General features: G+C 66.5%; 19 protein-coding genes. 12 read left to right on the top strand and 7 right to left on the bottom strand.

Features of this window, described 5'->3' with window-relative positions:
* Positions 1-60 precede the first annotated feature (60 nt).
* The 10 genes from C666_RS05745 to C666_RS05700 all read left to right on the top strand — a co-directional run bounded on the left by C666_RS05745 (position 61) and on the right by C666_RS05700 (position 9,790).
* Entirely contained in the window at positions 61-2,049 is a 1,989-nt protein-coding gene (locus C666_RS05745) for a DNA topoisomerase IV subunit B (protein ID WP_004335269.1), read from the top strand.
* Positions 2,050-2,460: 411 nt separating this feature from the next.
* Entirely contained in the window at positions 2,461-3,048 is a 588-nt protein-coding gene (locus C666_RS05740) for a hypothetical protein (protein WP_004335265.1), read from the top strand.
* A gap of 191 nt (positions 3,049-3,239) precedes the next feature.
* Complete coding sequence (locus C666_RS05735; protein ID WP_004335262.1) at positions 3,240-3,833, top strand: hypothetical protein; 594 nt, start codon at positions 3,240-3,242, stop codon at positions 3,831-3,833.
* A gap of 20 nt (positions 3,834-3,853) precedes the next feature.
* Positions 3,854-4,693: an Lcl domain-containing protein gene (locus C666_RS19295; protein ID WP_004335259.1), complete on the top strand. Its 840-nt coding sequence runs from the start codon at positions 3,854-3,856 to the stop codon at positions 4,691-4,693.
* 14 nt (positions 4,694-4,707) lie between these two features.
* A complete protein-coding gene (locus C666_RS05725; RefSeq protein WP_004335257.1) occupies positions 4,708-6,003 on the top strand; it encodes a hypothetical protein in 1,296 nt (431 codons plus the stop codon).
* Between the two features lie 44 nt (positions 6,004-6,047).
* Positions 6,048-6,815: a hypothetical protein gene (locus C666_RS05720; RefSeq protein ID WP_154666277.1), complete on the top strand. Its 768-nt coding sequence runs from the start codon at positions 6,048-6,050 to the stop codon at positions 6,813-6,815.
* A 52-nt stretch (positions 6,816-6,867) separates the two neighbouring features.
* Complete coding sequence (locus C666_RS05715; protein WP_004335253.1) at positions 6,868-8,037, top strand: Lcl C-terminal domain-containing protein; 1,170 nt, start codon at positions 6,868-6,870, stop codon at positions 8,035-8,037.
* Positions 8,037-8,498, top strand: a complete 462-nt coding sequence (locus C666_RS05710) for a hypothetical protein (RefSeq protein ID WP_028792487.1) — start codon at positions 8,037-8,039, stop codon at positions 8,496-8,498. The genes C666_RS05715 and C666_RS05710 overlap by 1 nt, the downstream gene beginning before the upstream one ends.
* A gap of 9 nt (positions 8,499-8,507) precedes the next feature.
* On the top strand, positions 8,508-8,825 hold the full coding sequence (locus tag C666_RS05705) for a hypothetical protein (RefSeq protein ID WP_004335248.1): 318 nt from the start codon (positions 8,508-8,510) through the stop codon (positions 8,823-8,825).
* Between the two features lie 26 nt (positions 8,826-8,851).
* Positions 8,852-9,790, top strand: a complete 939-nt coding sequence (locus C666_RS05700) for a hypothetical protein (RefSeq protein WP_004335246.1) — start codon at positions 8,852-8,854, stop codon at positions 9,788-9,790.
* A gap of 14 nt (positions 9,791-9,804) precedes the next feature.
* On the opposite strand, the gene C666_RS05695 is transcribed toward C666_RS05700, so the two are convergent.
* Both C666_RS05695 and C666_RS05690 read right to left on the bottom strand, forming a co-directional pair.
* The gene (locus C666_RS05695; protein WP_004335243.1) at positions 9,805-10,125 is read right to left on the bottom strand and encodes a hypothetical protein; all 321 of its coding nucleotides are present in this window, start codon (positions 10,123-10,125) and stop codon (positions 9,805-9,807) included.
* Positions 10,126-10,164: 39 nt separating this feature from the next.
* Complete coding sequence (locus C666_RS05690) at positions 10,165-10,845, bottom strand: hypothetical protein (RefSeq protein ID WP_004335241.1); 681 nt, start codon at positions 10,843-10,845, stop codon at positions 10,165-10,167.
* A gap of 294 nt (positions 10,846-11,139) precedes the next feature.
* Here C666_RS05690 and C666_RS05685 point away from each other — a divergent pair, with 294 nt between their 5' ends.
* Complete coding sequence (locus C666_RS05685) at positions 11,140-12,114, top strand: helix-turn-helix domain-containing protein (RefSeq protein WP_004335237.1); 975 nt, start codon at positions 11,140-11,142, stop codon at positions 12,112-12,114.
* Positions 12,115-12,297: 183 nt separating this feature from the next.
* Complete coding sequence (gene parC, locus C666_RS05680) at positions 12,298-14,706, top strand: DNA topoisomerase IV subunit A (RefSeq protein WP_004335234.1); 2,409 nt, start codon at positions 12,298-12,300, stop codon at positions 14,704-14,706.
* 48 nt (positions 14,707-14,754) lie between these two features.
* On the opposite strand, the gene motD is transcribed toward parC, so the two are convergent.
* The 5 genes from motD to flhF form a co-directional block, all read right to left on the bottom strand.
* Positions 14,755-15,636 carry a flagellar motor protein MotD gene (gene motD, locus C666_RS05675; RefSeq protein ID WP_004335231.1) on the bottom strand — a complete coding sequence of 294 codons (882 nt, stop codon included), beginning with the start codon at positions 15,634-15,636 and terminating at the stop codon, positions 14,755-14,757.
* 23 nt (positions 15,637-15,659) lie between these two features.
* A complete protein-coding gene (locus tag C666_RS05670) occupies positions 15,660-16,400 on the bottom strand; it encodes a flagellar motor protein (RefSeq protein WP_004335228.1) in 741 nt (246 codons plus the stop codon).
* A gap of 33 nt (positions 16,401-16,433) precedes the next feature.
* The gene (locus C666_RS05665; RefSeq protein WP_004335225.1) at positions 16,434-17,201 is read right to left on the bottom strand and encodes an RNA polymerase sigma factor FliA; all 768 of its coding nucleotides are present in this window, start codon (positions 17,199-17,201) and stop codon (positions 16,434-16,436) included.
* Positions 17,202-17,326: 125 nt separating this feature from the next.
* On the bottom strand, positions 17,327-18,121 hold the full coding sequence (locus C666_RS05660; protein ID WP_004335222.1) for a MinD/ParA family ATP-binding protein: 795 nt from the start codon (positions 18,119-18,121) through the stop codon (positions 17,327-17,329).
* A 74-nt stretch (positions 18,122-18,195) separates the two neighbouring features.
* Positions 18,196-19,320: flagellar biosynthesis GTPase FlhF (flhF, locus tag C666_RS05655; RefSeq protein WP_004335220.1), on the bottom strand; the 1,125-nt coding region annotated here is incomplete at its 5' end.

Below are 19,320 nucleotides of genomic sequence, written 5' to 3'. Positions count from 1 at the left end.
TCGTCCAGTATCCAGCTCTGCTATCCTTGCGCCCTTCGTGAAACCGGACGGGCCCGCAGCATGGCTGGCAAGCAAGACACTCCCAAGCAGTACGACGAATCCTCCTTCCGCGTCCTGAAAGGACTGGAGCCGGTGCGCGAGCGCCCCGGCATGTACACCCGCACCGACAGCCCGGCGCACATCATCCAGGAAGTCATCGACAACGCCGCCGACGAGGCGCTCGCCGGCTTCGCGAAGAAGATCCATGTCGCCCTGCATCTGGACGGTTCGGTCACCGTGGCCGACGACGGCCGCGGCATCCCGGTCGGCCTGCACCCCGAGGAAGGCGTGCCGGTGGTGGTGCTGGCCTACACCCGGCTGCACGCCGGCGGCAAGTTCGACAAGCGCGAGGGCAACTCGGCCTACGCCTTCTCGGGCGGCCTGCACGGGGTCGGCGTATCGGTGACCAATGCCTTGTCGACCCGGATCGAGGTCGAGGTCAGGCGCGACGGCAAGATCCATCGCATCGACTTTTCCGACGGCGGCGAGACGATCAGCGAAGTCCGCATCGAAGGCGACTGCGGCCGCCAGAGCGGCACCCGCGTGCGCGCATGGCCGGATGCAAAGTACTTCGAGTCGCCGCGCGTGCCGATGGGCGAACTCGAACGCCTGCTGCGCTCCAAGGCCGTGCTGCTGTCCGGCGTGTCGGTGCGCCTCGACGTCGAGCAGCCCGGCGGCACCATGCAGAGCAAGACCTGGACCTATCCCGAAGGCCTGGCCGGCTACCTGAAGGAACTGGCCGGCGACGTCGACGCGGTCGCGCCGATCTTCACCGCCGAGAAATACGCCGGCAAGGACGACAGCAGCTTCGCCCCCGGCGAAGGCGCGGCCTGGGCGCTGGCCTGGTTCGAAGCGGCGGTGCCGAGCGAGTCCTACGTCAACCTCATCCCCACGGTCAATGGCGGCACCCACGAATCCGGCCTGCGCGCCGGCGTGTTCGAGGCGATGAAGTCTTTCATCGACCACCACACCCTGCTGCCGCGCGGCGTCAAGCTGCAGCAGGAAGACGTCTGCGGACGCATGAGCTTCGTGCTGTCGGCGCGCCTGCTCGATCCGCAGTTTCAGGGCCAGGTGAAGGAAAAGCTCAATTCGCGCGAAGCGGTCAAGCTCGTCTCCAGCCAGTTGCGCGACCCCTTCGAGATCTGGCTCAACAATCACGTCGATGCCGGCAAGGCCATCGCCGAGCTGTCGATCAAGCAGGCCCTGGCGCGGCAGAAGAGCGCGCAGAAAGTCGAGAAGAAGAAGACCTCGGGCGTGGCCGTGCTGCCGGGCAAGCTGTCGGACTGCGAATCCGAGGACATCGCCGACAACGAACTCTTCCTGGTCGAAGGCGACTCCGCCGGCGGCTCGGCCAAGATGGCGCGCAACAAGGAAACCCAGGCCATCCTGCCGCTGCGCGGCAAGGTGCAGAACGCCTGGGAGATCGACCCCGACCGCCTGTTCGCCAATGCCGAGATCCACGACATCGCCGTCGCCCTCGGCGTGGATGCGCACAAGGCCGACAGCGACGTCGACCTCTCCGGCCTGCGCTACGGCAAGGTCGTCATCATGTCCGACGCCGACGTGGACGGCGCCCACATCCAGACCCTGCTGCTGACACTATTCTTCCGCCACTTCCCGAAGCTGATCGAACGCGGCCACGTGTATGTGGCACAGCCGCCGCTGTACCGCGTCGACGTCCCCGCCCAGGGCAAGAAGCGCCCGCCGCGCCGCCTGTACGCGCTGGACGAAGGCGAACTCACCGCCATCCGCGACCGGCTCGAGAAGGAAGGCTTCCGCCCCGACGCGATCGACGTCGGCCGCTTCAAGGGCCTGGGCGAGATGAACCCCGACCAGCTCCGCGAAACCACCATGGACCCCGCCACCCGCCGCGTGCTGCCGGTCAAGGTGCGCGGCGGCGCGCAGCAGGACACGCTGAAGATGTTCACGCTGCTGATGGGCAAGGGCGAAGCCTCGGGGCGGCGGGCATGGATGGAAGAAAAGGGCGACTCCGTCGAAGCGGACGTGTAGGCCGGCTCGAACACCACGCTGGCGCGCCCCACGCCAGCACATTGCCGCCCTCCCGGGAATAGTGCATCCGCACTATTCGGCGGCGAACAGCCGTAGGTAACAATGGTACGGCGCTCCCGGCAGCTCTCCGCATCAAGGGAATCGGCCCTTGCAGCGGCTGCCGGCACGGCGTCACCCCGTACCGTTTTGCATCTACCGTCGAGGCGAATTTGAAAGCCACCGCCCCCGCTGTTGCCCTCTCCGCCCTGTTCCTGCCTGCCTCCGGTTTCGCGCTCGAACTGCCTTCGCCCGACGAACTGGAAATCGCGCGTTGCCGGCTAGCGGGGTCGTGAGGCACGCGTGGCTTTTTCCAGAATTTACCCTTCTGCCCGTTTTCTCCGGCACCGGACGCACGTCGCGGCCTGCCTTGCCGTGTCGCTGAACTACGGCCTCGCCTGGGCCGATCTACTGCCGCCCCCGGCGGAAGCAGCCATCAAGCGTCTCGAAAGGAACCGCAATGCCTTCGACCGCAGCGACCAGTTCTGCGCCGGCAAGTTTCGCGGCGACGCCTGCGCCATCCTCGGCAGCCGCTTGGCCGGCGGCGGCGAAGGCGTCTGCGACAACGAAATCAACCGCGCCACCTTCACTATCGACCTGTATTGCAAGCGCACCGGCCTGGCGCTCATCGAGCGCAGCCTGCCCAAAGACGGTTTCGTCGCCGAAGCCGCCCTCTGCGCCGACGCCGAAGCCTCCCGCCCGTGGAACTGCGCGCCGCTCCCCGAGACCCCGGCGGATCGTTTCTGCCAGGGCAAATCCATCGGCCAGGCCTGCACCGTGGCGATGAGCTACGACGGCAGGCCCGAGCAGCACGAGGGCATCTGCCGTGAGGAAACGCAGCGCGAAGGGTTTTATTACCAGGGCCGCCGGGTCGCCACACGACAGGCCATCCTGTGCATGGCCCCGGAAGCCGTCGAGCGCCGCTACCGCAATGCCTCCTGGCTGGAAAAACTGCGGCAGTAGCGATGCCGCGGGCGGCACACGGAACGCATTGCCGCCGCATCCGCCCCGGTAAACGCTGGCGCTGCAATGGTGCATCTGCATCATTGAACGACGCCTCCCCCGTGCCGCCACAATGGCAGCGCCTCAGCGGCCCCGCCGCCACTTCATCGATGACCCTGAAGCCCCCCTGAACAACCGGCCATCGTCAAAACATGAACATTTCCAAGACGATCCATCGCGCTCATCCACGGCGCGCGCTGAACTGGGCCGGGCTGGTCGCCGCGCTGGTGCTCGGGGGGTGCAGCGCCGCCCCGCAACTCTATGAAGGCACGGGGGGCTACCGTTTTATCGGCGCCAAGACACCGCCCCCTGGAAAGGAATCGCTCCCTGAAACCTGGCGTGCCGACTGGGAGGATAAATACCAGAATCCTAAGCAACGCTCCAAACTCAAAGGCAAGTTCCAGGAAGGCGACACCCTCTCCATCTACCTGAAATCTGCCTCGTTCTCCCACATCACGGAAGATCCCATCAAGCGTGCGTGGGCTGACCATGTCCGCAAGACCGGCAAAGTCAAAGGCGAGATCGCCATCATCGCCACGGACAAAGGACCGGAAGCCACCGTCTCCCCCACGGACGCATCCAACCCCGGGCGCGTCATCTTCTATTCCGGGGATGTGGAAGAAGGGCAGATGGTGAACCTTTCCTTTGGCCCGGGGTACGGCCCGGTGAAGTGGAACGGCGGCCCCATCGTGCTGGACGTGACCGTGCTGCAAATCGTCGCGCAGGATAGCCTTACTTCGCATTAACACATCAAAGGATTGATTCCATGCGTTCAAAGATTCTGAACCTGTCGGTATGGGCCGTGCTGGCCATACCCACAACGGGTGTGCAGGCGCAACTGCCGCCGCAACTGGAGGCCGACCGCCTGCTGCAAAAAGCGGCTGCCGCGATGGAAAAAAAGAGAGGCGACAGACAGCACTACATCGACATCACCTACGACCTGGAAAACGCCCGCGAAACAGGCGCTCCCATGCCCACCAATTTTTCCTATCACCTGGGTATAGCGGCCCTGCGCGCCGGCGCCATCAGAACCTCCCTGGAGGCATTGGGAGACTACCTGAAAGAGCAAGGCACCAAGGCCAAGTACTACAAAGAAGCGCTGTCGGCCTACAGCACGGCAGAGACTCGGGCACAGGCCTTGAAGAGCATAACAAGATCTTTTGGGAATCGCCTGGAGTGGCATTCCGACTATCGCGGGGAATTTTTCGGGGAAATCAAAGACCGCGTGACAGGTCTGATCTGGCAAGCCTGCAGCAGCAGAGATAACTGGACCGGATGGGAATGTTCCGGACCTGGTACGACGAAGTCTTGGCCTGAATCCGTTGCAGAAGCGGACAGATTGTCCAATCGCACCGGCAAGCGCTGGCGCTTGCCGACGAAGGGGGAATTGGAGGCCTTGGCCACTCATTTGCCCGAACAACTGATCGCGGGAAATCCCGGCGCTTGGATCTGGACCAATGAAAAACGCGAGTACTGGGTCGGAAGAAACGATTACTACATGAAGGCGTATGTCGTGAGTGAGTACGGCGTCAAGTTTAACCAGCAAAGCAGTGATTCCTTCGATCGAGATAGTGAATGGTATTTCCGCTTTGTCCGCTCCGAATGAACCCATCGTATCCCATGAAAACCGCGAACAAGCACTGGGCCTGGCTGCTGTGGGGTATCAGCGCCCTGTGCGCATCGGCTGAACCGGGCGGGCAAGGCGTATTGCGCCCGGCCAACGCGCTGAACGACAACTGCTTCAAGACAGCATCCGCCGTAGTTCCCGAAATCTGCGGCAAGGTGGAGGTGCGCTGGAAGCTCTCTGCGCTGATGGGCGAGCCGGTGGGCAATTACGGCCTGGTATGGTCTCTGACCTCGGTGCGCCTGCTGGCCGACGATGGCCTGGGCGCAAAACCGCGCAGCTACCCGGTAGCCAGCCTGCCCCCGGCGCTGGCGCGGGCCGCGCGAGGCAGCGAGCTGACGCTGGAAGGGCTGGCCCACATCAAGGGCGCAAAGAATCTGACCCTGCATTTCGATACCGGCGCGCCCACCCGACCAGATGGCAAGGTATCGTTCAATGTGGCGGGCAGCCCTGATTGGGATGCCTTCCTGATTGCCGACACGCGCAGGCCGCAGAACTGGCACAGCCGCTGTGACGCCAAGCACCGCATCTACGCGCCCGCGGCCGAGGCCAAGGACATCATACGCAAGGGCGTGGTGCTGGAGCGGCTGGAGGTATGCCCCGGCACCCGCGCCAGCATCGGCAACCTGGAAACGGCCATCCGCAAGCACTGTGAACAAGGCGGGCGCGAAGCTTTCTGCCCCCGTGAAGACCCGGGCAAACCAGACAGTGCCAAGCCCAAATCCAAGGCGCCCCCCACGCGGACGGATTATCTTGAGGAAGCACAAGACCGCATGAATACGGCCCGCCAGCATGCACAGATGACCGCTGCTTTTCGCGCCGAAGCCCAGGCAAGCTGCGAGCGGGAAGCCAACGCCGCGCAGAACAAGGCCGACGCCTGCGTGCGCAAGGCCTGCGCCATGCCGCCGGGGCTGCCCTCCAGCGCGTCTTGCACGGGCATTCCCCAGCGTCCGGTCCGGGGACTGCACCTGACGGCCGCAGGATGTGACAGGGCATGCCAGCAGAAAGCAGAAGAGCGCATCAGCCGCGAGCTAAAAGAACGCCAGACCGCCTGGGATGCGCGCTGGGGCGAGCGTGCGCGGCAATGCCAGCCCTTGTTCGAGGCCGAAGAAACCGCCGCCACCTGCCGTGCCACGGCAGCGCAGCGGTGTGCCACGCCCGGTGTCGAAGTACAAAGCTGCGTGCAAAAGCGCATGGCCAACGCCCCCACGCAAAATGATGCCGCCACCGCGCTCAGGCAACAGAAGCAGCAACGCACCAAGACACCGCAACGCCCGGTGTTCCTGGATTGATGCGGCTCGGCACAATGGATGGGACAGGGGCGCGTCGAACCGGAATGGATATCAGCAGACACGCCTTATGCTGCGCGGTGGCACTGACCCTCGGCCTGACGGCTTCCAGCGCCTGGGCCTGCAGCCTCAAAGACCAGCGCCAGCAGGTCTCCGTATTGGCGCAGTTCAGTGCAGCGCCGATGCGCTTGCCGCAAGAGGTCAGCCTGCGAACCGGCGATCTGCTCTCCGTACTGGTGCTGCGCCGCGCCAGGCTGCGGGTGGTGGATGCCAACGACCAGCCCAGCGATGCCGTGGCGGCGCTGGATGCCGCGCGTTACCAGCACCTAAGCCGCCACAACGGCGCCAAGGCCCCCGCAGAAATCAGCGCGGGCACCTACCCCGCCCACCTTGAATGGCGGCACTTTGGCGCTGGCCTGCCGGGGGCCGCCTATCTGATGCTGACGGTGGACAAGGAACAGGCACTGCTGCGCGTGCAGGTCGATCCCCGCCCGCCTGCCCCGCGCGGGCAGGACTGGGTGTGGAGCGATGCCCGGCAGAGCGACCCCGTTGCCCTGACGCCATTCGACACCCTCACCCTCAACCTGCCTGGCACGCCCGGCGACGGCTGGCAGGTGGCAATGGCGGGCAGGCCGGTAGCGGTGGCCAGCATCTCCGCCCAGGCGCAAGCAACCGATGCGCCCGCCCGCGTGCTGCTGCAATTGAACGCAGCAGACCTGTGGGCCGGCGAACGGGCCGACACATTCACCGTGCGCCACGCCGGGGGGGCGGTTTACCGCTTTACCGTGCGGCCATTGGCAGTGGCAGCGTGTTGATGTGCCTTGCCCATTACCGCGTAAAAATCACTACAACATTCAAGGAGTCAATATGAAATCAAGAATCAAAAAGGCCCTTTTACTGGCCAGCGCCATAGCCGCGATGCTGGGTATTTCCCAGCCGGCAATTGGCCAGATGTCCGCAGCCCAGCAACAGGAGTTCGAGCGGCAAGAAAGAAGGATAACCGAATCCGTGATTCCCAGCACCCAGGCGGAGAAAGATGCTGCGTGGGCGGATTACGATGATCTTGAATCCTCGGCAGCCCGCGCCAATACAGAGCGGCGTGAACAAGCGGGACAGGAAAGCAGGGATAGGCTGGAAAGCACGAAAGAATTAAGGTCTGCCATACAGCTCGTGCAACAGGCGGATCGCATCGATAAAGAAATCTTGGCGCAGAGAGAAAAAATGGGCTGGACCAAACCCTATGGCAAACCCAATATCGCCCCCACAGACGCACCGCTGAAGTTTTCATCGTCCGCTGATGCAGCCAACCATCAACGACTGATCGGGCTGCTGTTAGACCGGTTCGAAATCGAAATGACAAAAAAACGGGAAGACCTCTCACTTCTTGCCAGTGTGCATCTCCTGGAGGAAGCCTGGGCTTTGGGCTATCGCGCTTCTGATTTGTCCTATGCTTTAGGACGTGCTTTAACAGAAATGGGTGATGCCGAAGAGGCCGTACGCTGGCTGGAACATTATCTGAAGACGCAGAGAAATGCCGCCTCGGAGGATTATCAGTTGGCACGACGTGCTTATGACAAGGTGCAAAGTGAACTCCCAGCCTGGCGCGAATTTCACCAGCGGTTCGAGTGGCCCGATAAAACGGTGGGTGAAATCAAAGATCGAAAAACCGGCCTGATCTGGGAGGTATGCAATAGTTTCCTTGGATTTTGGGAAGGGCGCTGGTGCTCAGGTCATCATCGGGAGAAAACGTGGGACGAAACGATGGTGCACGCCATGAATGAGGCCCGCCGCACCGGCCAGCCTTGGCGCGTTCCCGACAGGGCGGAATTGAAAGAGGCTGCCAGTTATTTCCCTGAGGGTTTGACCGGCGGCTATATCTGGACGGCGACGCAATCCAGTGACGGCAGGGCCGCCGTATTGAGTGAACACATGGCCCGGATGCAGCGGGTTCAGGAAAATGGGGAAGTGGTGCCAGAAGCCCAGCTTGGCGTGAATGCGCCCAAGCAGCAGCGGCATAACTTTCGGCTGGTTCGCTGATGGGGTGCAAGCACATGGTGCTTGCAGGCTTGGCCCTGGCCTGCGCCGCCCCCGCCGCCTGCGCCCAGGTGCTGACGCCGCCGCTGCAATTGCTGCTGTTTCACCCCGCCCGCCCCGGCGTGCTGTCCCAATGCGAGAACGCGCATGGGCGCGATACGTTTGGGCGCGATGCCCGGCCTGACCCGGCAGACCCGCAGAAAGCCTGGGTGGTGGAGACGGCATTCACCCTGCACTGGCCGGATGGCGCGTTCACCCAGGCCGGGGCGCTGCCGGATGCTGCTGCGTTGCCCATCGACCGCTGTTTTGCCTTGCTGTCCGGCGGGCAGCCCGTGCTGTCGGGCGCGGTGGTGGATGAATGGTCGGCGCGGCGGCTGGACTTCATGGCCCTGGTGCGCCTGTGCAGTGAGCCCGGCACGCCTACACGCTATGTGCTGCAAGCGCGTTTTCCCCTGCCGCGCTGAGGCCCGCAGATGGAACAATGGCAAGCCTTTGGCGTGACCCTGGCCTGCGAGGTCCCGGCGATGCTGCTGGCCCGCCGCCATGCCCCGGCGCGGGTGGCGCTGGGGGCCATCGGCATCAATGGCCTGACCCACCCGGCAGCCTGGACGGTGGCCATGCTGCTGGCCCCGGCGCAGTACCGCGTGGGTCTGTGGGTGATCGAAGGGATTGTGGTGCTGCTGGAGGCGGCGTGGTACCGCGGGTGGCTGGGCGTTGGCGGGCTGCGAGCGCTGGGGTGGGCGCTGTGGGCCAATGCGGCATCGCTGGGCCTGGGGTGGTGGCTGTGGTAGCGGCGGCGCTGGCGGCTGGGGTTGCCATGGCCCGGCCTGCCGTTTGGCATGTGCTGGCCGTGGGCGCGATGCTGCTGGGTGCTTTGTGGCTGCCTTTGCCGCTGTATCTGGCGGCGCTGGCCGTGTTCGGCCTGCCGCATGTGGTGTGGGAGATGGGCTTTTTGCGCAGCCGCTATGCCGGGCGCTGGCCGTGGGCGTGGTGGCTGGCCTTGTGGGCGGTGCTGCTGGCGCAGGCGGTGGTGCGGGGGGCGGTGTGGGTGGATACCTATTCGGCCACCTTGGGGCAGATTGTGGATTTGCTGTCCTTGCTGGCGCTGGGCCTGATCGTGGCCGCTGCGCCAGCGGGCGCGGGGTGGCGGGTGCGGCTGGCCGGGCTGGCGGCGGCACTGGCGGTGTGGCTGCTGCTGGAGCGCGGCGACGTGCTGCACGCCTTGCTGGTGCTGGCCGTGCTGCACAACTTCACCCCGCTGGCGATGGTGTGGGACATGCGCCGCGAACAGCCGCGCAGCCCTGCCGTCCGCGCCCTGGCCTGGGCGGTGTCCGGCCTGTTTCTGCTGCCGCTGCTGGTGGCGTTCAGCGGCTGGAGCGGGGCGTTCCTGCCCCCGGCGCTGGGTATGCAGATGCCGCTGCTGGAGGCGCAATGGCCGCCGCAGTGGGGCGGCGTGCAGCATTCGGCAGTGCTGTCGGCGATTGTGCTGGCGCAGTGCCTGCATTACTACTGCGTGATCGTGCTGCTGCCCCGTGCCGAGCAGCGGCGCAGCGGCCAGCCGGTACTGCCGCGCGGCTTGCAACTGGCGACGTGGGCAGCAGCGGCGTTGATGACGGCCTACTACGCCGCCGACCATGCCAGCGCACGCCAGTTGTACGCGGTGGCCGCCGGCATCCACGCCTGGCTGGAATGGCCGGTGCTGCTGATGGCCTGGCTGAGCCGGCCCCCCGCCCTCAAGCGTCGACAGAAACGGTGAAGAACTCGACTGAATCACCGGCTGCCGGGCAGAAGGTAGGTCGGTCGGCGCGGAATCGGCACCGGTTCGTAGCGCGGCGGATTGCCGCCATAGTAGGCATCCCTGCTGCCATGATTCATGAACGATTTCCAGCAGGTGTCCTGGTTGCGACGGTAGTTGCTGTTGCACACACGCGAAGTATTGCTCTTACGGCAGTCGGCGTTCAATTTTCGCGCATCGTTCATGCATGAAGCGTACAGCGACTGCGAGCGGGATTGCGCATCGGCGACGCCCGGGCAGATCATGCCAAGCAACAGGATGAACATGCACAGACGATTGACCGGGATGAGCGACATGATGTCTCCTGCGAAGCAAGGCGCCGTCAAGGACAGGCGTCATTCAATTCCTGTTTGAGCAGCCCGCACCACGGCAAGGAAATGGCGGAACGTTTCCATGACCTGGAGCGTCAATTCGGCCCCCTTGCTCGAACTGACGCGACTGATTTCGCCATCCCGGTCATATTCCATGTCGATCCTGCCCACGCCCGCGAGCCGGATTTCCACCGGCTTGCCGTGAGGACCATATTTGAACGCAAGCTCGCGACGCGGTACCCCTTCCCCGCCGGTCACGACCAGGCGCTGGACACTGGCGGTCCTGCCATAGTCGAACCTGAACTGGCGACCGTTCGCATCTTGCGCGCGAATCAGCTTGCCATCATCGTCGTAGTGGTAAACAAGCGCCGTGCCGAGACGCTGATCTAAGATCAGGATGAGCTTGCCGGTATGCGGATGATGGATCAGTTCGGTGACATGGCCCGCCGCATCGATCTTGCGGACGATGCGCCCTCGTTCATCGCAGATGACCCGCCCGCTGCGCCCTTCCTCGACGGTCACGGTACCGGTACCAGGCACCGTGACCGCTTCCACCTCCGTCCGGACGAACGTCTGCGCCCGCAGGCGCGGTTCGCCAGCAGCATGCAGCACGGGGAGCGCATCGCCGCTCTGCAAAGCGACGCCGGCCATCGCCACCAGAGGCATGAGCAGTATCGCGGCGAATCCCTGCTTTTCCAGTTTCACGATGTGTGTTTCCCTTCTGCTTGCACAAATCCTGAGATATCGACAAAACCACCGGCAGATTGTGTCGCACTGACCCACCTCACTCAATGATGCATATGCATCATTCGGGCGTCGGCTTCCCCAGCTCAAACGCAGTTGCCCGATCGATCTGCCCAGCTTGTTGCCCCGCCAGCTTGCGCTGCGGCTCTTCCTGCTGCTGCACCGCTGAATCATCGGCCGGCCCGGGAGTGCCGGCCGGCAGCCTCCGGCAGCTGTGTAGAATATTCTCACTAGCGATACGGAAGCCCTTGCGACATGCCCCCCTCGTCGACCGAGTTGAGCGTACTGCTGCTGCGCCTGTACGGCCTGGCTCACGCGTACCCGATAGATCAGTTCCAGGATGCCACCCTGGCCTTGCTGAAGCAGGCCCTGCCCTTCGATTCCGCCATGTGGGGCGCCGGTACGCAGACCGCATCGGGGCTGGACATCGAGGTCATCCATCTGCACGAGCAACCACAAGAGATGCTGGAGAGCTATCAGGCCATCCGCCATCTCGACACCGCGGCCGCCGAGCTCACCCGCAATCCACGGGGGGTGCGGGGTTTCCATGCGCCAAGCTGGTTCGGCAAACGCGAGCAGGCACCGCTGCGCGAGTACGGCCGCCGCTTCGAGCAGGCCAATTTCTTCATCAGCGCCGACGGCAACCCCTCCACCGGCTTCTTTCACTGGCTGTCGCTGTTCCGGGCGGACGAGTCGGCCCGCTGCACCGACCGGGAATGCGCGCTGCTCGCCCTGCTCTCGCCGCATGTCCTTCAGGCGCTGTTCATCAACCACGGCATGCATCGGCACACGCTGTACGCCACACACCTGGCCGGGGCTGGCCACGCCATCTGCACCCCGGCCGGTACCTATTGCCAGCGCGACCCCACATTCGAGGACATGCTGCGCGCAGAATGGACCTCACCGTCCTGGCAGCACCTGCCGGCCGCCGTGCTGGAACGCGTCCAGCGCGGAGAAGCCCGCTACGACGGCCGGCACATCGTGATCACCGCCCGCAGCGAGCACGGCCTGCTGTTCCTGCGCGCCCGGCCGCGCTGCCCGGCCGACGCACTCAGCCCACGCGAACGCGCGGTCGCCGCCCTTGCCGCCAAGGGCCTGAGCCAGAAGGAGATCGCCCGCCAGCTCGACCGCTCGCTGTCCACGGTGCGCAACCAGATGCAGGCGGTGTACCGCAAGCTGGCGATCGGCAGCACGGCCGAACTGGTCCACCAGCTACGCCTGGCGGAGTGAGCGCGCCTTCCATCCCATGGGCCAGGACGTTTACATGAGCCTGCCCGCCGCCCGCGCCCCTCGCCTGGTTGACGTGTTCCCGCACGCCTGGTCACCGGCTCGCCTCTGATTGCACGCTCGGGGTAAGATCGCCCCCTTTTCGCAGCCGTAGCGGCTCCGCCTCCGGATGCCGCTTCAACGCCAATGAGCAACGACACCTCCGATCTGTTCGGTACCCCCGAGCTGCCTGCATCCCCACCCTTGGCGCCTGCCGCCACGGGCGTCCAAGCCGATGGCGGCGCCATCCTTCCCCCGCCCCCTGCTCCGCCCGCCGATCCGGAGCCAGAACCCGAGGACGACGGCACGCTGGCGCTCGACCGCTATGCCGAGCGCGCCTATCTCGCCTATGCCATGAGCGTTGTGAAGTCGCGCGCGCTGCCGCAGGTGGAAGACGGCCTGAAGCCGGTGCAGCGCCGCATCCTGTATGCGATGAGCGAGATGCGGCTGTCGCCCGCGTCCAAGCACGTGAAGTCGGCGCGCGTGGTCGGCGACGTCATCGGCAAGTACCACCCGCACGGCGACACCAGCGTCTACGACGCCATGGTGCGCGTGGCGCAGGACTTTTCGCTGCGCTACCCGCTGGTCGACGGCCAGGGCAACTTCGGCTCGCGCGACGGCGACTCGGCGGCGGCGATGCGCTATACCGAATGCCGCCTGACGCCGATCGCCGAGCTGCTGCTGTCCGAAATCGACCGCGGCACGGTGGATTTCGTCCCCAACTACGATGGCGCCTTCGATGAACCCAAGCTGCTGCCCGCACGCCTGCCCTTCGTGCTGCTCAACGGCGCCTCGGGCATCGCGGTGGGGATGGCCACCGAGATCCCGCCGCACAATCTGCGCGAGGTGGCCGAGGCCGCCTGCCACCTGATCCGCCATCCGGAGGCGACGCTCGACGACGTGCTCGGCATCATCCCCGGGCCGGACTTTCCCGGCGGCGGCCAGCTCATCTCCGCGCCTGAGGCGATCCGCGACGCCTACGCCTCGGGCCGCGGCAGCCTGCGCCTGCGCGCGCGCTGGAAGATCGAGGAACTGGCGCGCGGCCAGTGGCGCGTGATCGTCGACGAACTGCCGCACGGCGTATCGGCCGCGCAGGTGCTGTCCGAGATCGAAACGCTGACCAATCCACAACCGCGCGCGGGCAAGAAGGAAGTCTCGCAGGAGCAGAAGAACCTCAAGCAGCTCGTGCTCGGCGTGGTCGACACCGTGCGCGACGAATCCAGCGACAAGGCGCCGGTGCGCATCGTGCTGGAACCCAAGTCCAGCCGCCAGAACCGCGACGAGTTCATGGCGGTGCTGCTGGCCCACACCAGCCTCGAGACCTCGGCCTCGGTCAACATGACGATGATCGGCCGCGACGGCCGGCCGCAGCAGAAGAACCTGATGCAGGTCCTGCGCGAGTGGATCGACTTCCGCTACGTCACCGTCGAGCGCCGCACCCGCCACCGCCTGGACGAGGTCGACCGCCGCATCCACATCCTCGAAGGCCGCATGATCGCCTTCCTGCACATAGAGGAAGTGATCCGCGTCATCCGCGAGTCGGACGAGCCCAAGCCGGCGCTGATCGCGGCCTTCGGCCTGTCCGAGACACAGGCCGAGGACATCCTCGAAATCCGCCTGCGCCAGCTCGCGCGGCTCGAAGGCTTCAAGATCGAGAAGGAACTGGCCGAACTGCGCGACGAGCGCGACGGCCTGCAGCACATCCTCGACAGCCGCCCGGCGATGACCCGCCTGATCCTGAAGGAAATCCAGGACGACGAGAAGAAGTACGGCGACGACCGCCGCACCCTGGTCGAGGCCGTCGCCGCCGTGGCGCCGGCCGAAATCTCGGTGCCGGACGAGCCGGTGACGGTGATCGTGTCGAAGAACGGCTGGGTGCGTTCGCGCCAGGGTCATGGCATCGACCCCGCCGGCATCGGCTACAAGGCCGGCGACTTCGGCTTCGCCGTCATCGAGACGCGCACCACCTGGCCGCTGATCGTCATCGACACCCATGGCCGCGCCTACACCGTCAAGGTATCGGACCTGCCCGGCGGGCGTGGCGACGGCGTGCCGATCACCACACTGGTCGAGTTCCAGGACGGCGGCAAGCTGGCGCAGGTCGTCAGCGACACGCCGGACGCGGTCTACCTGTTCGCCAACGGCGGCGGCTACGGCTTCTTGTGCAGCGTGGGCGACGCCACCAGCCGCCAGCGTGCCGGCAAGGCCTTCATGAGCCTCGAGAAGGGCGAGAAGGTGCTGGCGCCGGCCAAGGCCTTCGGCACCTGGATCGCCGCCGCGTCGGAAAACGGCCGCCTGCTGGTCTTCCCCCGCCCCGAGATGAAGACCCAGAGCGGCGGCCGCGGCGTGATCGTGATGGCGCTGGACGAAGGCGAAGCGCTCGCCGCCGTCGCCGTGCCGGCCGACGACGCGGTGCTGACGGTCGAGGGCACGGGCCGCGGCGGCAGAGCCGTCGCCATCGAATTGAAGCCCGCCCAGCGCGAGCCGCTGCGCCATCGCCGCGCGCGCAAGGGCGCGCCGCTGACGCCGAAGGTGAAACCCGAACGGATGGAGTGACGAAAAGCGGAAACCCGCCCGGCCCTGCGCGCCCGGCGGGCCGCTCCCCTACGGGCTTGCTTCCGGTGCGGCTTCCGGCGCTTGCCCGGCTTCAACCGCCGGCGGGGGCTCCGGCAGGATCGAGCGGATGGGGTCGTTGGGCGCGATACGCGACGGCCCGACCGGCGCCGGCTCGGCATCGCGCGACTCCAGCAGGATGGTAACGCGCCGGTTGCGCCGCCGGCCCTCCTCACTGGCGTTGTCCGCCACGGGGCGCTGGTCGGCATAGCCGGCGGCAGTCAGGCGGTCGGGCCGCACCCCGCTGTCGATGAACAGCCGCGCCACCGTCGATGCGCGTACGGCGGACAGTTCCCAGTTCGACGGAAAGCGCCAGGTGTTGATCGGCATGGTGTCGGTGTGGCCCTCGATGGTGATCGGGAACACCGATGCCGCCAGCACCTGCGCCACCGCACGCAGCGCATCGGCGGCAGCCGTCCCCAGCGCGGCATCGCCGGGCGCGAACAGCAGCGCGGCGTTGATCTCGATGCTGATGCCGAACGCGCCTTCGGACACGTTGACCTCGCCGGTCTGCGCAAGCGCGCCCATCACGCGCCGGATTTCCTCCGCCATGTTGTGCATCTGCGCGGCGGTCTGCTTGCGGCGGGCCTCGGCCGCCTCCTGTAACTGGGTATTGGCGGGCGGCGCGGGCCGGACGACCGGCGCCATCGCCACCGGCGGCACGATGAGCTGCTCGCCGTTGTCCTTGATGCTGAGGCTGCGGAAGGCCTGCACGATGGAATCCGACAGCACGCGATACTTGCCCTCGTTGATCGAGGACAGCGAGTACATGACGACGAAGAACGCGAACAGCAGGGTGATGAAGTCGGCATAGGAAACGAGCCAGCGTTCGTGGTTCTCGTGCTCTTCCACCTGCTTGCGTCTGCGTGCCATGGCTCGGTCCCGGCCGGCGTGGCTCACACCACGTAGCCCTGCATGCGGCTGGCGATGATGCGCGGATTCTCGCCGTTGGCGATGCCGACGATGCCGTCGACGAACATCTCGCGCTGCGTCACCAGCACGCCGATCTGCGCCGCCAGCTTCTTGGCGATCGGCAGGAAGACGAGGTTGGCGAAGCCCACGCCGTAGATGGTGGCGACGAAGGCCACGGCGATGCCCGCCCCCAGCCGGGAAGGGTCGGACAGGTTCTCCATGACGTGGATCAGCCCCATCACCGCGCCGAGGATGCCGATCGTGGGCGCATAGCCGCCGGCCGCCTCCCAGATCTTGGTCGATTGCCGCATCTGCGCTTCCCAGGCGTCGATCTCCACTTCGAGCACCTCGCGCAGCCGGACCGGATCCACCCCGTCGACCAGCAATTGGAGGCCCTTGCGCATGAAAGGGTCGCGCAGATTGCCGACATGGTTCTCCAGTACCAGCAGGCCATCCTTGCGTGCGATCTGGCCCCAGTTGGCGACCTGCTCGATCATGCGCGCCGGGCTGGTCACGGGCGGCACGAACACCCAGCGCGCCATGCGCACGCCGTCGACGAAGGTGCGCAGCGGACTCTGCAGCATGACCGCGCCCAGCGTGCCGCCGATGACGATGAAAAAGGCAGTCGGCTGCACCAGCGAGGACACGTGCCCCCCTTCGAGCACCTGCCCGCCCAGGATCGCGGCAAAGCCGAGCACGAGGCCGAAGACACTGATCCTATCCATGGCGATCCAGTCCGGGCATGTTCATCGCGAACCTCAACCCTGCTGTTGCGGCTTCTTGGGCGGACGGCCGCGCCGCGCGGGCACCGGGGCCTCGCCGCCGAGCACCGAGGAGCGCAGCCGCGCCACCGCCTGGCTGTGGAGCTGGCACACGCGCGACTCGGTCACGCCAAGGACGGCGCCGATCTCGCGCAGGTTCAGTTCTTCGTCGTAGTAGAGCGCCATCACCATCTGCTCGCGCTCGGGCAGCACCTCAATGGCCGATACCAGGCGCCGCCGCATGTCGGCATCCGCCAGCAAATCGAGCGGGTTGGCATCCTGCTGCGCGAGATGCCGTTCGAGGAAATCGTCGTCCTGTTCGCGGCCGAAATCCTCGAAATACACGAGCTGGTGCCCGCGCGCCTCCTGCAGCATGTGCTGGTATTCAGCCAGCGGCACGCCGAGCGCATCGGCGAGTTCGCCTTCGCTCGGCGCCCGCCCGTATTCCTGTTCCAGCATGTGGATGGCGGACTCGATACGGCGCATGTCGCGCCGCAGGCTGCGCGGCAGCCAGTCGTTGTCGCGCAGGCCGTCGAGCATGGCGCCACGGACGCGCTGCACGGCATAGGTTTCGAACTGCGCGCCGAGCCCGTCCTCGTAGCGGCCGATGGCATCGAGCAGGCCCATCATGCCGTTCTGGATCAGGTCGTCGACCTCGACGCTGGCCGGCAGCCTGGCCATGAGCTGATAGGCGATGCGCTTGACCAGCGGCGCATAGGCTTCGACCAGATGGGCCTTGTCGAGGTTACCTTGGGCGTCGTACATCCATTGGGCCTGTATTTTCTTGCGGCGCGATCCGGCCCGCATACCTGGATTGGGAGTGGATTGCCGGCATTCTCCCGCACTGTCGTACGCATTACCAGCAGGATGCATCACGCCGCCCTGCATGCTCAGGCACTCCGAACAGGTTTCACCGCCGCACCCCTCACTGCGATCCGACGCATGAAGGCGGCGCTGGCGGCACGCGCCGCACTGGCGGCGTCCGACTGCGTCAGGGCCGCGGCGAGGTCGTCGCGCTCGGCCTCGCCCAGCCAGGTCAGGGGCAGCCCGACATGGCGGCGGACGAGCGCATCCAGGCCGGAAAAGAAGCGCGATGCATCGTCGCGGCTGCGGGCGCGGCACACCGCCACATGCACGGACCCCGCCCCGGCCGCGGCCAGGGCCTTGATCGTGCGGTAGGCCTCGGTGGCGCCGCTCGCGCTCGCTTCGGCCACGAGCAGACGGCGCGGCGCGGCGGCGGCGAAGGGCGAAGGCTGGCCGGCCGTCTCGCCGTCGGCGTGCACCAGCACGAAGCTGGCATGGCGGTGCAGGATGCGCAGGGCCTCGACGAGGCAGGCTCGGCGGGCATCGTCCAGCAGCGGCAGCGCAAGGGCTGCGGCAACGGCCGGCACCCGGCCGAGCAGGCCCGGCGCAGGCTGCAGCACCTCGGCCAGCGTGGTGCGGCCATCGAGCAGTTGCAGCAGATCGGGGCCCGCTGCCAGTTGCAGCGCCGCGCCCAGCCCGGCTTCGCCTTCGGCTTCGTCCAGGATCAGGACCCGTTCGGCATGGCCGGCGATGCGATGCGCCGCCAGCACCGCGTTGTGCGCACGGTGGCGGCCGCAGGCATACAGCGCCGCGACCTGGGGAGGCGCACGGCGGAACAAGCGTCGCAGCCCGGCCGCCTGGTCTTCGCGTCTGTCCAGCATGTCATGCCTCCTTTGGAGCCGGCCGGGCAAAGCCGGCCTTCCTTGAACGCAATGGGCGCGGGGCGCGTTTCACCTCAGGCGCCTCCGCCGGCCGCGGCCAGCATCATTCCCGCCTCGTCGCCATCCAGGTGCCAGGGCGATTCCGGTCCCTGCTGGCGCAGCGCGCGGTGCAGCAGATAGGCACGGTTGGGCAGGTGCAGGTCCTCGGGCACGCGCTGGCCGTTGGCCAGATAGCGGATGTCGAGCCCGTGGCGCACCGCCACGTCGAGCGCCGGCGCCAGGGACGCGGCCTCGTCCACCTTGGTGAAGATGCAGCCGGCGAGGTCCGCCCCGGCATAGGCGCGCACCACGTCGTCGAGCGTGTCGCCGCGCACCGTGGCATTGAGCAGCAGCAGGCGGCGGACGTCGCCGGCGCCGCCCAGCATGGATGCCTGCTCGGCCACCATGCGGTCGCGCTGGCTCATGCCCATGGTGTCGATCAGCACCATGTGCTTGTTGCGCAGGCCGGCGAGCGTCTGACGCAGGTCGGCCGCGTCGCGCACCGAGAACACCGGCACGCCCAGGATGCGGCCGTAGATGCGCAGTTGCTCCTGCGCGCCGATGCGATAGCCGTCGGTCGTGATCATCGCCAGCCGGCTCGCGCCATGGCGCACCACGCAGCGCGCGGCAAGCTTGGCCGTGGTGGTGGTCTTGCCGACGCCGGTCGGCCCCACCAGCGCGTATACGCCACCGCGGTCGATCACATCGTCGTCCGAAGCGTGGGCGCGCATCATGCGGTCGAGCGCGGCGCCCGCGGCCTCGCGCGCCTCGAGCCGGCTCGCGTCCTCCGGCACCGCCTCGGCCAGCTTGCGCGCCAGGGCGGCGGAGAATCCGGCTTCGAGGAGTTCGCCCACCAAGGCTGCACGGGCGGGCGCCTGGCGGCGGGTTTCACCCCAGGCGAAACCCGCCAGCTGGCGTTCGATCATGCCGCGAATGCCGGACAGTTCTTCCATGAGGCGGGCATTGGTTTCCTGCAGCTCGCGCATGCGGGCGTTGCCGAAATCGTCCGCCGCGGCCGGCGCGGGCCGGGCGCGCATCGCGAAATCGGCGGTTTCGATGCGCGGCGGCGAAAACGGCCGGATGACGGCCTGCGGCGCTGGCGCCACGGGCGCCGGGCGCGTGGCGTTGCGGGCGGCGCTGGCGGCCAGCGCCGACAGGCT

Origin of the sequence: Thauera linaloolentis 47Lol = DSM 12138 (assembly GCF_000310205.1) — a bacterium.
In the GTDB taxonomy this organism is placed as follows: Bacteria; Pseudomonadota; Gammaproteobacteria; order Burkholderiales; family Rhodocyclaceae; genus Thauera; species Thauera linaloolentis.
This window is presented reverse-complemented; position numbering and strand designations above follow the sequence as displayed.